Genomic DNA, 16039 nt, shown 5'->3' with positions numbered 1-16039 from the left:
GCGCGAACCGGTCCCAGTCGATGTCGGCGAAGGCCGTGAGGGTCTCGTCGCGGTCCAGGGCCGCCTGCAGCCCCGCGAGGGCCGTCTCCGGGGCCATCAGCGGTACGCCGCGCTCGCGCAGCAGATCGCCGGCACCGTCGGCGACGGCCATCCCCCCGCCGTCCCACGCGCCCCAGGCCACCGAGGTCGCGGCCCGGCCCCCGGCGCGGCGGGCACTCGCCAGCGCGTCCAGGAACGCGTTGCCCGCCGCATACGCCGACTGCCCGACGTTGCCCCACAGCCCGGCGCCGGAGGAGAAGAGCACGAACGCGTCGGGGGACCGGCCGGGCGTCCCGTCGAAGACGGCGTCCAGGTTCCGGGCGCCCTCGAGCTTGCCGGACAGCACCTCGGCGATCTCCGCGAGGCCGCAGTCGGCCAGTGACTTCTCCTCCTGGATCGCGCCCGCCGTGTGCACCACGGTGGTCACCGGGTGCTCCGCGGGCAGCGACTCGACGACCCGCCGCAGCGCGTCCTGGTCGGTGAGGTCGCAGGCGGCGACGGTCACTTCGCTGCCCAGCCGGGTGAGCTCGGCGGTCAGCTCGGCCACCCCGGGGGCGTCGGGCCCCCGGCGGCTGAGCAGCACCAGGCGCTCCGCGCCGCGGCCGGCGAGCCAGCGGGCCACGTGCGCGCCGAGCGCCCCCGTCCCACCGGTCACCAGCGCGCTGCCCGTGGGCTGCCAGGCCCGCCGCACCGGCACCTCGGCCAGCGGCGAGCGCACCAGCCGGCAGCCGTGAACTCCGCTGTCCCGAACGGCCCATTGGGTCTCGTCGCCGGGCTCCGCGAGGACGGCGACGAGGCGGGAGAGCGCGGCCTCGTCCACCGCCTCGGGCAGGTCGATCAGGCCGCCCCGGCGCTGCGGCCACTCCAGCGCCGCGACCCGGCCCAGGCCCCACACGGCCGCCTGCACCGGGCGCCGGGCAGGCTCGGCGCCGGTGTCCACCGCGCCCTGGGTGAGGCACCACAGCGGGGCCTCCACGCCGGCGTCGCCCAGCGCCTGCGCCAGCACCACCGTCGCCGCCAGCCCCCGGGACAGCGCGGGGCCGTCCGGCAGCGGCCGTTCGTCCGCCGCCAGTACGGACACCACACCCGCCAGGGGCCGTTCGCCGGCCGCCGCATGCAACCGGCGGGCGAGCAGCGCCCGGTCGGTCCCGGCTCGGGTGTCCACGCCGAGGTGGTGCACCTCGCCGGCCCCGGCGCGTCGGCAGGCCGCCAGCACCTCCTGGGCCGGGCCCTCGGCACCGGCGGAGGACACGATCAGCCAGCTGCCGGACAGTGGGGACGCCGCCGGCTCGGGCCGTGCCGCCCAGTCGACGCGGTAGCGGTGCTCGTCCACCCGGGCCAGGGACCGGCCCGCCGGGTCGCCCGCGTCGAGCCAGTACCGCTCGCGCTGGAAGGCGTACGTCGGCAGCGGCACCTGCCGGGCCCCGGTGCCGGCGAACAGACCGGCCCAGTCCACCGCGACACCGCGCACATGCAGCGCTCCCAGCGCCGCCAGCAGCGCCCGCTCCGCCGGCTCGTCGCGGTGCGCGGCCGCGGCGAACACGGCGTCGCCGGCGGTCACACACTCCTGGGCCATCGCCGCGAGCACCGCGTCCGGGCCGAGTTCCAGATACGTGGTGACGCCCTCGGCCTCCAGCGCGCGCACCGCGTCGAGGAACCTGACGGTCTCGCGTGCATGCCGCGCCCAGTACTCCGGCGCGCACACCTCGTCGGCCGTCACCAGGGCACCGGTCAGCGCGGAGACCACCGGAATCCGCGGGGCGTTGAGGGACACGCCCCGCACCACGGCGGTGAACTCCGCCACCATCGCGTCCATGCGGTGCGAGTGGAACGCATGGCTGACCCGTAGCCGTTTGGTGTTCCGCCCCAGCGCGGCGAAGTGCGCGGCCACTTCGGTGACCGCGTCCTCGTCACCGGCGACCACCACGGAGGAGGGGCCGTTCACCGCCGCGAGACCGGCCCGCCCGGACCGCTCGGCCAGCAGCGGCACGACCTCGTCCTCGGTCGCCTGGACCGCGGCCATCGCGCCGCCCGGCGGCAGCGCCTGCATCAGGCGCCCCCGGGCCGCGGCCACGGCGGCCGCGTCCGCGAGCGAGAACACCCCGGCGATGTGCGCGGCGGCCAGCTCGCCGACGGAGTGGCCGGAGACCACGTCCGCCCGCACCCCCCACGACTCCACCAGCCGGTAGAGCGCGACCTCGACCGCGAACAGCGCGGGCTGCGTCCAGCCGGTCTCGTCGAGCAGGCCCTCGGTCCCCGGCTCGCCGAAGACCACGTCCCCGAGCGGCCGGTCGAGATGCCGGTCCAGCTCGGCGCAGACCGCGTCGAAGGCCGCCGCGAACGCCGGGTGGCGCGCGTACAGTTCACGCCCCATGCCCACCCGCTGCGCCCCCTGGCCGGTGAACAGCACCGCCAGCCTTCCGTCCGACACCTCGTCGCGCGCGCCCGAAGCGGGCCGCTCGCCGTCGCCGAGCCGACGCAGACCGTCCGCCAGCTCGGCCCGGTCCGATGCCACCACGACCGCGCGGCGCTCGAACGCCGATCGGGTCGTGGCGAGCGAGTACGCCACATCGGTCAGGCGCACGGCCCGGTCGTCCTCCAGGTGGCGGTGCAGCCGCCCGGCCTGGGCCCGCAGCGCGGCCTCGTCCCGGCCCGACACCAGCCACGGCAGGGGGCCGCCGGCCTCCTCGGGCGCCGGCTCGCCCGCCTCGCCCGGACCGGGGGCGGGGGCAGGGGCGGGAGCCTCCTCCACGATCACATGGGCGTTGGTGCCGCTGATGCCGAACGACGACACCCCGGCGCGACGCGGCCGCCCGGCGTCCGGCCACCGCCGGGTCTCGGTCAGCAGCTCCACCGCGCCGGCCGACCAGTCCACATGGGTCGAGGGCGCCTCGACGTGCAGGGTCCTGGGGAGCACACCGTGCCGCAGCGCCATCACCATCTTGATGACGCCGGCGACGCCCGCGGCCGCCTGGGCGTGCCCGATGTTCGACTTCACCGAGCCGAGCCACAGTGGACGGGCGCGCTCGCCGGCGAAGGTCGCGAGGATCGCCTGGGCCTCCATCGGATCGCCGAGCGGCGTGCCGGTGCCGTGGCCCTCGATCGCGTCGATGTCCGCGGTCGACAGGCCCGCGTCGTCGAGCGCCTGCCGGATCACCCGCTGCTGGGACGGCCCGTTGGGCGCCGTCAGCCCGCTGCTCGCCCCGTCCTGGTTCACCGCGCTGCCGCGCACCACCGCGAGGATCCGCCGGCCGTTGCGGCGGGCGTCGGACAGCCGCTCCAGCAGCAGCACGCCGGCTCCCTCGCTCCAGCCGGCGCCGTCCGCGGTGTCGGCGAACGACTTGCACCGGCCGTCCGGGGCCAGCCCCCGCTGCCGGCTGAACTCCACGAACGTGGCGGGCGTCGACATCACCGTCACACCGCCGGCGAAGGCCAGCGAGCACTCGCCCCGGCGCAGCGCCTGCACCGCCAGGTGCAGCGCCACCAGCGACGAGGAGCACGCCGTGTCCACCGTCACGGCGGGGCCTTCGAGCCCCAGGGTGTACGAGATCCGGCCGGAGGCGACGCTGCCGGCGCTGCCCGTGCCGAGGTACCCCTCCACCTCCTCGGTCGCCACCCCGGGCCGGGCGCCGTAGTCGTGGTACATCACCCCCGCGAAGACCCCGCTCCGGCTGCCCCGCAGCGTGCGCGGATCGATGCCGGCCCGTTCGCTCGCCTCCCAGGACGTCTCCAGCAGCAGCCGCTGCTGGGGGTCCATGGCGAGCGCCTCACGCGGCGAGATGCCGAAGAACCCGGCGTCGAACTCCGCCGCGTCGTAGAGGAATCCGCCCTCCCGCGTGTACGAGGTGCCCGGCCGGTCGGGGTCGGCGTCGAACAGCGACGCCAGGTCCCAGCCGCGGTCGGCGGGGAACCCCGCGACGGCGTCCCGGCCCTCCAGGACCAGGTCCCACAGCTGCTCGGGCGAGCCGGCCCCGGCCGGGTAGCGGCAGCCCATCCCGACGATCGCTATCGGCTCGACCGCTGCCTGTGCCGCGTTCCTGAGCCGTTCGTTCTCCTTCAGCGAAGCCCTCAGTGCTTCGACCACCGCTTCGGACGATGTGGCCATGACCCCTCCCGCTGTCGAATCCAAGATCAGGACTTGTCCCCGCCGAAGGCCGTGCGCACGAGATCCGCGACGTCCATGTCGTCGATCCCGGGCTCCTCGCCCCCCGCCGGCCGATCCGCGGCCGGCTCCCCGCCGGCGAGCCGGAGCAGATCCGCGAGCAGACCGGCCTGCCGGAAGCGGGCCAGCGGAATCGAGGCCAGCGCCTCGCGGAACCTCTTCTCCTCGGCCTCGGACTCGGTGAGTTCCCGGCTCTCCGGGAAGAGCAGGTCGCGCAGGTAGCGGGCGGCGTTCGCCGGGGTGGCCTGGTCGAAGACCAGCGTCGCCGGCAGCCGCAGACCGGTGGCCGCGCTCAGCCGGCTGCGCAGCTCGACCGCGGTCAGCGAGTCGAAGCCCATCTGCAGGAAGCCCCGGGTGTCCGCCACCGCCTCGGCGGAGGCCAGCCCCAGCACCGTCGCCGCCTGCTCCCGTACGAGGCGCAGGACCGCCTGCTCCCGCTCCTCGGCGGGGAGTTCGGCGACCCGGGCCGTGAACGTCCCACCCGCCCCGTCCGACGGGGCGGCGCCGCGGCGCCGACCGGTACGGAGCACGCTGCGCAGCACCGCCGGCACCAGGCCGGGCTCGCCCGCGGCCGGCATCGCCGTCAGGTCCAGCCGCATCGGCACCAGCACGGCGTCCGGCGCCTTGAGCGCCGCGTCGAACAGCGCGAGCCCCTCCTCGGTGGGCAACTGCCCGACCCCGGACCGCGCCATACGCCGCAGGTCCGCCTCGGACAGGCCGCCGGTCAGACCGCTGCGCTGCTCCCACATGCCCCACGCCAGCGAGCTGCCCGGCAGGCCCGTGGCCCGCCGGTGGCGCGCCAGCGCGTCCAGGAACGCGTTCGCCGCCGCGTAGCCGCTCTGCCCCGCGGTGCCGAGCACGCCGGCGGCCGACGAGAACAGCACGAAGGCCGACAGCGGGGCCCCCTGGGTGAGTTCGTGCAGGTTCAGCGCGCCGTCCACCTTGGGACGCAGCACCCGGTCGGTGCGCTCCGGCGTCTGCGCGGTGAGCACCCCGTCGTCCAGCACACCGGCGGCGTGCACCACCGCGGTCAGCGGATGCGCCGCCGGGATCGCGTCGAGGACCGCCGCCAGCGCCTCGCGGTCGGCCACGTCGCAGGCCGCCACCGTGACGTGCGCGCCCTGCCGGGTGAGGTCCGCCTCCAGCTCGGCCAGGCCCGCCGCCTTCCGGCCGCCGCGGCTGGTGAGCAGCAGCCGGGTGACGCCGTGCCGGGCCACCAGGTGCCGGGCCGTCAGCTCGCCCAGTCCGCCGGTACCGCCGGTGATCAGCACCGTGCCGTCCGCCGCGAACGGCGCCGGGTCGGACGGCTCTTCGCCGGCCGAGGTGACCCGGGCCAGCCGCACCGCGCGCACCACGCCCCCGCGCACGACCAGCTGGGGTTCGCCGGAGGCCAGCGCCGCCGGCAGCACGCGGCGGGAGTCGGCATCCTCGTCGGTGTCGAGCAGGGCGAACCGGCCCGGGTGCTCGGACTGCGCAGAGCGCACCAGGCCCCACAACGGGACGTGCCGCAGGTCGTGTGGTGCGCCGTCCTCGTCGTCGAGGGACATCGCGCGGCGGGTGACGAAGACCAGCCGCGACCCGGTGAACCGGTCGTCGGCGAGCCACGCCTGGGCCTGCGCCAGCGCCCGGTGCGTCGCCTCCCGCGCGGCCCCGGCCGGATCGCCGGCCGCCTGCGGGTCGCACAGGCAGGGCACCAGTACCACCTCGGGCGGCGCAGCCCCCGCGGCGACCGCGGCGGCCAGCGCGTCCAGGTTCTCGTACCCGTCCAGCCGGCCCCCGGCCGCCTCCATGACGGCCCCCACCTGCAGGTCGTCCGGGCCCAGTACGGCCCAGGCGCCCGCGGCGGGCGCCTGCGGCAGCGCGACCCGCTCACCGGTGATCCGGAACAACGAACGGTGTCGGCCGCCGCGGGCGTTCTCGATGCCGCCCGCCGGGACGGGCCGCATCATCAGCGACTCGACCGAGAGCACCGGCTCGCCGGACGCGTCGAGAGCCGTCAGCGACACGGCGTCCGGACCCGCCGGCGACAGCCGCACCCGCAGCGCCGCCGCCCCCGTGGAGTGCAGGTGCACGCCCTTCCAGGCGTACGGCAGCCGGGGCTCGGTGGCGTCGGCCACCAGCCCGCCCAGCACGATCGCGTGCAGCGCCGCGTCGAACAGCGCCGGATGCACGCCGTACCGCCCGGCCTGTGCCTCGTCCGGGAGGCGGACCTCCGCGAAGACGTCCGGCCCCTGCCGCCAGACCGCACGCAGCCCCTGGAAGGCCGGGCCGTACTCCAGCCCGCCGGCCGCGAGCAGCGCGTACCCGTCGTCCAGCACCACCGGCTCGGCGTCCACCGGCGGCCACGGCGGCATCCGGTCCGGCGTCGCGGGGCCCCGGGCGGCGAGCACGCCGACGGCGTGCTGCCGCCACGGCGCGTCCCCGGCGGCGTCCTCCTGCCGGGAGTGCACCTCCACGGAGCACCGCCCGGCCTCGTCGGCCTCACCGACCAGCACCCGGAGCTGGACACCGACGGTCTCCTCGACGACCAGCGGTTCGAGGAGGGTGAGCTCCTCGACCGTGTCGCAGCCGTGCTCCTCGCCGGCGTGCAGCACGAGTTCGACCAGCCCGGTGCCCGGGAGGAGCACCGTGCCGAGCACCGCGTGGTCGGCGAGCCAGGGCTGGGTGCCCGTCGACAGCCGCCCGGTCAGGACCGTGCCGGCCGAGCCGGGCAGCGTGACCAGGGCGCCCAGCAGCGGGTGGTGGGCCGGCCCCAGACCGGCCGAGGCCACGTCCCCCGTCGCCCGGACGCGTTCCAGCCAGTAGCGCTCGCCCTCGAACGGGTAGGTCGGCAGCGCGATGCGGCCACCGGCGCGGCCGCCGAGGGCCGCCGTCCAGTCCACCGGGACACCACCGGTGTGGAGTTCCGCGGCCGAGGCGAGGAAGCGCCGGAGCCCTCCGTCCGCGCGGCGCAGCGAGCCCACCGCGATCCCGTGGGCCACGTTCGCGGCGTCCATGGTCTCCTGCAGTGCCATGGTCAGTACGGGGTGCGGGCTGGCCTCGACGAAGACGTCGTAGCCCTGCTCCAGCAGCAGACGGGTCACCCGTTCCAGGTGGACGGTCTGCCGCAGGTTGCGGTACCAGTACTCCGCGTCCAGCGCGGTGGTGTCCAGCTCCGTGCCCGTGACGGTGGAGTAGAACGGGATCCGCGCCGGCTTCGGGGCGATGGGTGCCAGCTCCCGCAGCAGCCGTTCGCGCACCTGCTCGACCTGTGGCGAGTGCGAGGCGTAGTCCACCGGGAGCGTCCTGGTCCGTACGCCGTCGGCCGTGCAGTGCGCCACCAGTTCCTCCAGCGCGGTCACCTCACCCGAGACGACCGTGGACGAGGCGCCGTTCACCGAGGCGACGGAGAGCCTGCCCTCCCAGCGCGACACCAGGTGCCCGACCGCCTCCTCGCCCAGCCCGACGGACACCATGCCGCCCCGGCCGGGCAGGGTGCCCAGCGCCTTGCTGCGCAGCGCCACCGCCCGGGCCGCGTCCTCCAGCGTCAGCGCGCCGGCCACGCACGCCGCGGCGATCTCGCCCTGACTGTGGCCCATCACCGCGCTCGGCCGGACGCCGAAGGACTGCCACAGCCGGGCCAGCGACACCATGACCGAGAACAGCGCGGGCTGGACGACGTCCACCCGGTCCGGCGACGGCGCGTCGGCCGCGCCCCGCAGCAGGCCGGTCAGGGACCAGTCCACGAACGGCTCCAGAGCCGCCTCGCACTCCCGTATCCGCTCGGCGAACACCTCGGAGGTGTCGAGGAGTTCCGCGGCCATCCCCGCCCACTGCGAGCCCTGCCCGGAGAACACGAACACCGTCTTCCCCCGGCCGCGCGCGGTGCCCCGGACGACCGTGTCCAGATCCCGGCCCTCGGCCAGCGCGGCCAGTCCGGCCAGCAGGTCCGACCGGCCGCCCCCGATCACCACGGCGCGGTGGTCGAGGGTGGCGCGGGTGGTGGCCAGGGCGTGGCCGACGCCCGCCGGATCCGGCTCGGGTCCCTCCTCGAGAGCGGCCAGCAGCCGGCCCGCCTGCGCGCGCAGCGCCTCGGGGGTCTTCCCGGACAGCGCCCACGGCACCGGAGCGTCCGGGGCCGCGGCGTCCGGCGCCGGGGTGGCGGCCGGCCGCTCGGCGTCCGCCGCCGGAGTCTGCTCGATGATCACATGGGCGTTGGTTCCGCTGATGCCGAACGAGGAGACCGCGGCCCGTCGCGGCCGGCCGGTCTCCGGCCACGGCGTGGCCTCGGTCAGCAGCGACAACCCGCTCGCCGCCCACTCGACCTCCGGCGTGGGCCGGTCGACGTGCAGCGTCCGGGGCAGCACCCCGTGCCGCATCGCCGACACCATCTTGATGACGCCGGCCACGCCCGCGGCGGCCTGGGTGTGCCCGATGTTGGACTTCACCGAGCCCAGCCACAGCGGGCTCTCCTCGTCCCGCTCGCGCCCGTACGCCGCCGACAGGGCCTGCGCCTCGATCGGGTCGCCGAGCTTGGTGCCCGTGCCGTGCGCCTCCACGGCGTCGACGTCCCGGGCCGACAGCCCGGCGTTGGCCAGCGCCTGCCGGATCACCCGCTGCTGGGAGGGGCCGTTGGGAGCGGTCAGCCCGTTGCTGGCGCCGTCGGAGTTGATCGCGGAGCCCCGGACGACCGCCAGGACCGGGTGGCCGTTGCGGCGGGCGTCCGACAGCCGCTCCAGCAGGAGCGTGCCGACCCCCTCGCCCCAGCCGGTGCCGTCCGCGGCGGCCGCGAAGGGCTTGCACCGGCCGTCCGGTGCCAGCCCGCGCTGACGGCTGAACTCCAGGAAGATGTCGGGGGCGGCCATGACGGCGGCCCCGCCGGCCACCGCCAGCGAGCACTCGTTCCGCTGCAGGGCCTGCACGGCCATGTGCAGCGCCACCAGGGAGGAGGAGCAGGCGGTGTCGATGGTGAGAGCCGGGCCCTCGACGCCGAAGGCGTAGGCGATCCGGCCGGACATCACACTCGCGGTGCTGCCGGTCAGCAGATAGCCGCCCAGGTCCTCCGGCGCCTGCCGCGGGTCCGACGGGTAGCCCTGGGAGGCGGCCCCGACGAACACCCCGACCTGACTGCCCTTCAGCGACAGCGGATCGATCCCGGCCCGCTCCAGCACCTCCCACGAGGTCTCCAGCAGCAGCCGCTGCTGGGGGTCCATGGCCAGCGCCTCACGGGGGCTGATCCCGAACAGGCCCGCGTCGAACCGTGCGGCGTCGTCGAGGAATCCGCCCACCCGCACATAGGTCGTGCCCGGCCGGTTCCCGTCCGGGTCGTACAGGCTCTCCACGTCCCACCCGCGGTCGGACGGGAACGGGGAGACCGTGTCCGACTCGTCGGTGACGAGCCGCCACAGGTCCTCCGGCGTGGCGATGCCGCCCGGGTAGCGGCAGCTCATCGAGACGATCGCGACCGGATCGTCGTCCACCGGCACCGCCGGTGCGGCGGCCGGCGCCGGGGCCCGGTCGGCTTCGGTGCCCAGCAGTTCGGCACGCAGGTGCCGGGCCAGCAGGGCGGGCGTCGGATGATCGAAGATCAGGGTGGACGACAGCTGCGCCCCGACGGCGCCGCCGAGGTGGTTGCGCAGCTCCACCGCGGTCAGTGAGTCGAAGCCCAGCTCCTTGAACGCGAGGTCGGCGGCGACCGTCGCGCTGTCGGCGTGCCCCAGCACCGTCGCCGCGTGCAGCCGCACCAGGTCGAGGAGGAGCTGCTCCCCCTCGGCCTCGGAAGCGGCGGCCAGCCGGCCGTGCAGCGCCGCGGCCGCCGCGGGCCGGGCCGCCCCGCGGCCGGCCCGCCGCTTCGGCGTCCTGACCAGCCCCCGGAGCAGGTGCGGCAGCTCGTCGGCCTGCGCCCGGCGCAGCATCGCGCTGTCGACCTTGGCCGGGACGAGCGCGGGCTCGCCCGCCGCGAGGGCGGCGTCGAAGAGCTCCAGCCCCTCCTCGCCGGCGAGCGGCACCAGGCCGGTGCGGCCGAGCCGGACCAGGTCCACCTCGCCCAGTCCGCCGAGCATGCTGCCGGAGTCCTCCCACGGACCCCAGGCGAGCGACACCGCGGGCAGCCCCGCGGCCCTGCGGTGGCAGGCCAGGGAGTCCAGCAGGACGTTGGCCGCGGCGTAGTTCGCCTGCCCCGGGCCGCCGAGCACACCGGCGGTCGAGGAGAACAGCACGAACGCCGACAGGTCCGCGTCCCGGGTGAGCTCGTCGAGCAGCAGCGCCGCGTCCGCCTTGGGGCGGAGCACCGTGTCCAGCCGCTCGGGGGTGAGCGAGGCCAGCACGCCGTCGTCCAGGACGCCGGCCGTGTGCACCACCGCGGTCAGCGGACGGTTCGCCGGCACCGCGGCGAGCAGCTGCCCCACCGCCGCACGGTCGGCGACGTCGCAGGCCGCGACGGTCACCGCGGCGCCCTGCGCGGTGAGTTCGGCCACCAGCTCGTCGGCCCCGGGCGCCTCGGCGCCGCGGCGGCTGACGAGGGTCAGGTGCCGGATGCCGTGCCGCTCCACCAGCCGGCGGGCGACCGCCGCGCCCAGCGCGCCGGTGCCGCCCGTGATCAGGGCCGTGCCGTCCGGGTCGAGCCCGGACGGCACGGTGAGCACCACCTTGCCGATGTGCCGTGCCTGGCTGATGTACCGGAACGCCTCGGCGGCGTGGCGCACGTCCCACGGGGTCACCGGCGGCAGCCGCAGCGCGCCGCGGTCGAACAGGCCGAGCAGCGCGCCCAGCATCTCCCCGGTGCGGTCCGCTCCCGCGTCCACCAGGTCGAACGCCTGGTAGGTGACCTGGTCGTGCCCGGCCGCGACGGTCGCGGGGTCGCGGACGTCGGTCTTGCCCATCTCCAGGAACCGGCCGCCCGCGGACAGCAGTCGCAGGGACGCGTCCACGAAGTCGCCGGCCAGGGAGTTCAGGACGACGTCCACGCCCCGGCCCCCGCTGGTCCGCCGGAACGTCTCCTCGAAGTCCAGCGTCCGGGAGGAGGCGATGTGCGCGTCGTCCAGCCCCATCGCCCGCAGGGTGTCCCACTTCGCCGGGCCGGCGGTCGCGTAGACCTCGGCGCCAAGGTGCCGGGCGAGCTGTACGGCGGCCATGCCGACGCCGCCGGTGCCGGCGTGCACCAGCACCGACTCGCCGGGCCGCAGGTCCGCCAGGTCGACCAGGGCGTAGTACGCGGTGAGGAACACCGCGGGCACGGCCGCCGCTTGGGCGAAGGACCAGCCGTCCGGGACCGCGGCGAGCATCCGGTGGTCGGTCACGGCCACCGGGCCGATCCCGCCGAAGAGCATGCCCAGGACCCGGTCGCCGGGCGCCGGCGAACCGACGCCGGGGCCCACCTCCAGGACAACACCGGCGCCCTCCACACCGAGCGGCCCGGCCTCCCCGGGGTACATGCCCAGCGCGTTGAGCGCGTCGCGGAAGTTCAGTCCGGCCGCCCGCACGCCCACCCGCACCTGGCCGGGGGCCAACGGCTCGGCGGCCTCGGGGTGGGGGAGCAGGGCGAGGTTCTCCAGCGTCCCGCCGCTCTCGACGCCCAGCCGCCAGGTCGGCGTCGCCGGCGCGGCCAGGGCGCGCCCGGTACGCAGCCGCGCCAGCCGGGGGACCCTCAACTCGCCTTTTCGGAGCGCCACTTGGGGCTCCTCGGTGGTGAGGGCCGCGGCGAGCAGAGCGGGCGAGTCCGCGTGCTCGTCGAGGTCGAGCAACGTGAAGCGGCCGGGGTTCTCCGACTGGGCCGTGCGCAGCAGGCCCCAGACGGCGCTGTGCGCCAGGTCGGCGACGTCCTCGGCACCCACGGCGACGGCGCGGTGGGTCAGTACGACGAGCCGGCTGCCGGCGAACCGCTCGTCCGCCGTCCAGCGGTGCACGAGATCGAGCGCCTGGTGGGCGGCCGCCCGCACGGCGGCGGCGCGATCGGCCACCGCGCCGGAGCCGGCGCGACACGACACGAGCACCGTCCCGGGTGCCGGACGGCCCGCGTCCAGCGCCCCGGCGAGCGAGGCCAGGTCCGGGTGGACCTCGACGGGCCCGTCGGCGAGATACGCCGCCAGTTCGTTCGCGTCGGCGCCCACGACCGCCCGGGCCGGCGCGGTGCTCGGCGCCGCCGGCGCGGGCAGGGTCTCCCAGGCCACCTGGAACAGCCGGTCGCGGACGGCGCTGCCGGCCGCCTCGATCCCCTCGCGCGAGGCCGCGCGCAGCACCAGTGCGTCGGCCGACAGCACCGGCTGCCCGGTGTCGTCGGCGGCCACCACCGACACCGCGTCCGTACCGACCGGAGCCAGGCGCACCCGCAGTGCCGAGGCGCCGGTGGCGTACCGGGTCACCCCGCGCCAGGAGAACGGCAGCCGGGCCTGGTCCCACTCGGGGAACACGACGTTCAGCGCGACCCCGTGCAGCGCCGAGTCCAGCAGCGCGGGGTGCACGCCGAACTCCTCGGCGCCGGCACCGTCCGGCAGGCCGGTCTCCACGTACAACTCGTCACCGCGCCGCCAGGCGGCCCGCAGTCCCTGGAACACCGGCCCGTAGTCCAGTCCGGTCTCCGCCATCAGGGCGTAGAGCCCGCCGACCTCCACCGGCTCCGCGTCGCGCGGGGGCCACGCGGTCAGGTCCTCGGCCTCGGCCTCGGGCGTGCCGGTCCGCGCGAGCAGACCGGTGGCGTGCAGGGTCCACGGTCCGTCGTCGGCGCCGTCGTCCGGTCGGGAGTGCAGGCTCAGCGCCCGCTGCCCCGTCTCGCCCGCGGCGCCGACGCGCACCTGGAGCGTGACCGCCTCGTGCTCGGGGAGCACGAGCGGGGTGTGGAAGGTCAGCTCGTCCACGCGGTCCAGGCCGACCCGTTCGCCCGCGTGCAGGGCGAGTTCGAGGAACCCGGTGCCGGGCAGCAGCGCCCGGCCGAAGACCGAGTGGTCGACGATCCAGCCGTGCGTACCCGTCGACAGTCGTCCGGTGAAGAGCAGTTCGTCGTCGTCGGCCAGGGACACCACCGCGCCGAGCAGCGGGTGGTCGGCGGTGCTCAGACCGGCGGAGCCGACGGCCGCCGCGGAGGCGGGAGCGTCCATCCAGTAGCGGGTGCGCCGGAACGGGTAGACCGGCAGCTCGGTCACCCGGGCGCCGGAGCCGTAGAAGGCCGGCCAGTCCACCTCGACGCCGCGGGTGTGCAGCCGGGCCAGCGCGGCGGTGACGGCGAGCTCCTCGCCCCGGTCCGCGCGCAGCGCCGGGACCAGGTCGGCGTCCGCGGCGGTCAGGCTCTCCCGCCCCATCGCCGACAGCACCCCGTCGGGCCCCAGTTCCAGGAAGGTGCGGACGCCCTCCGCCTCCATGGCGCGCATCGCGTCCCCGAACCGTACGGTCCCGCGGGCGTGCCGCACCCAGTACTCCGGCGCGCTGATCTCCTCCGGTGAGATCTCCCGGCCGGTCAGCGTGGAGACGATCGGGATGTCCGGAGCGGAGAACGACAGCCCGGCCACCACGCGGCGGAACTCCGGCAGCATGGCGTCGATCAGCGGCGAGTGGAAGGCGTGACTGACCGTCAGTTGTTTGGTCTTCCGCCCCTCGGCCTCGAAGTGCGCGGCGACCTCCCGCGCCGCCTGCTCCTCACCGGCGACCACCACGGAGGACGGTCCGTTGACCGCGGCCAGGTCGATCAGCGCCGCGCGCGCCGCCACCAACGGTGCCACCTCCTCCTCGGTGGCCTGCACGGCGACCATCGCGCCGCCCTCGGGGAGGGCCTGCATCAGCCGGCCGCGCGCGGCCACCAGCGCCGCCGCGTCCGGCAGCGAGAGAACCCCGGCCACATGGGCGGCGCCGACCTCGCCGATGGAGTGGCCCGCCACCCGGTCCGGGCGCACTCCCCAGTGCGCGAACAGCCGGAACAGCGCGACCTCCAGCGCGAACAGCGCCGGCTGGGTGTACGCGGTCCGGTCCAGCAGCCCGTCGCCGCCGGCGCCCTCGAGGACCACCTCGCGCAGCGGGTGCTCCAGATGCCGGTCCAGCTCCGCGCAGACCGCGTCGAAGGCGGCGGCGAACACCGGCGACGCCTGGTACAACTCCCGCCCCATGCCGACGTGTTGACTGCCCTGGCCGGTGAACAGGAACCCGAGGCTGCCGCGTACGGACGTCCCCAGGACCACCCGCGGATCGGGGCGGCCCTCGGCCAGCGCGGCGAGGCTCCGGGTGAGCTCGTCCCCGCTGCCCGCGACGACGGCGGCCCGGTGCACGAACGCCGACCGAGTGGTGACGAGCGAGTACCCGACGTCCGCCGGGCGGGGCTCGCCGCGCTCGCCCAGCCAGGCCAGCAGGTTGCGGGCCTGCTCCGGTACGGCGTCCCGGCTGCGCGCGGACAGCACCCACGGCACCACCTGCGGCGGTGTCGCGGCGTCGGCTTCGGGAGCGGCCGGTTCGTCCGCGGGAGCCTGCTCCAGAATCACATGCGCGTTGGTGCCGCTGATGCCGAAGGACGACACCCCGGCGCGGCGGGGCCGGCCGGTCTCCGGCCAGCCGATCGACTCCGTCAGCAGTTCCATCCGGCCCGACGACCAGTCCACGTGCGGCGTCGGCGCGTCGACGTGCAGGGTCGGCGGCAGCACGCCGTGCTGCATCGCCAGCACCATCTTGATGACGCCGACGACGCCGGCCGCCGCCTGGGTGTGCCCGATGTTGGACTTCACCGAGCCCAGCCACACGGGGTCGGTGTCCCGTCGGCCGTAGGTGGCCAGCAGCGCCTGCGCTTCGATCGGGTCGCCCAGCGTGGTGGCGGTGCCGTGGGCCTCCACCGCGTCCACCTCGGCGGCGGACAGCCGGGCATCGGCCAGCGCCTCGTGGATCACCCGCTGCTGCGAGGGCCCGTTCGGCGCGGCCAGCCCGTTGCTCGCCCCGTCCTGGTTCGTCGCGCTGCCGCGCACCACGGCCAGGACCCGGTGGCCGAGCCGCCGGGCGTCCGACAGCCGCTCCAGCAGCAGTACGCCGACGCCCTCGGACAGGCCCGTACCGTCCGCCGCCGCCGCGAAGGAGCGGCAGCGCCCGTCCTTGGACAGCCCGCGCTGCCGGCTGAAGCCCTGCAACTGCCCGGGAGTGGCCATCACCGTGCTGCCACCGGTCAGCGCGAGCGAGCACTCGCTGCGGCGCAGCGCCTGGCACGCGGTGTGGAGGGCCACCAGCGACGCCGAGCAGGCGGTGTCGACGGTGACCGCCGGGCCCTCCAGCCCCAGGGTGTAGGCGATACGGCCGGAGAGGACGCTCGCCGCCCCCGCGGTCAGGAAGTACCCCTCGTACTCCCCGAGATCGGCCGGCCGGACCCGCGTCGCGTAGTCCTGGAAGGCGGTCCCCAGGAAGACGCCGGTCCGGCTGCCGTGCAGCGTCGCCGGATCGATGCCGGCCCGCTCCAGCGTCTCCCACGAGGTCTGCAGCAGCAGCCGCTGCTGCGGGTCCATCGCCACCGCCTCGCGCGGGCTGATACCGAAGAACTCCGCGTCGAAGCCGGCGATGTCGGTGAGGAATCCGCCGTGCCGCGTGTACACCGTTCCCGAGCGCTCGGCGTCCGGGGAGTACAGCGCGTCGAGGTCCCAGCCCCGGTCGGTCGGCAGGTCGCCGATCGCGTCCCCGCCCGAGGCGATGAGCTGCCAGAACTCCTCCGGGCTCCGTACGCCGCCGGGCAGTTGGCACCCCATCCCGACAATGGCGATCGGCTCGTGTGCGGCGTACTCCAGGTCCTGGTTCTCCTGCCGCAGCCGCTCCGTCTCCTTCATTGACGCGCGCAGGGCATCGACGATTTTGTCCGGCGACGTGGCCATGGTTCCTCACAGATCGGTTGCCTTGGAACGACGTTCT

Annotated in this window: 2 pseudogenes; both read right to left on the bottom strand. The window is 76.0% G+C overall.

The features are described 5' to 3' along the window. Positions 1 to 220 precede the first annotated feature (220 nt). Positions 221 to 4111: pseudogene (locus ACGFML_RS24400) on the bottom strand (type I polyketide synthase); the annotation flags it as partial. Between the two features lie 326 nt (positions 4112 to 4437). Then, a pseudogene (locus ACGFML_RS24395) lies at positions 4438 to 15969 on the bottom strand (SDR family NAD(P)-dependent oxidoreductase); the annotation flags it as partial. Positions 15970 to 16039: the final 70 nt, after the last annotated feature.

Origin of the sequence: Streptomyces sp. NPDC048650 (assembly GCF_043199095.1) — a bacterium.
Classification (GTDB): Bacteria; Actinomycetota; Actinomycetes; order Streptomycetales; family Streptomycetaceae; genus Streptomyces.
This window is presented reverse-complemented; position numbering and strand designations above follow the sequence as displayed.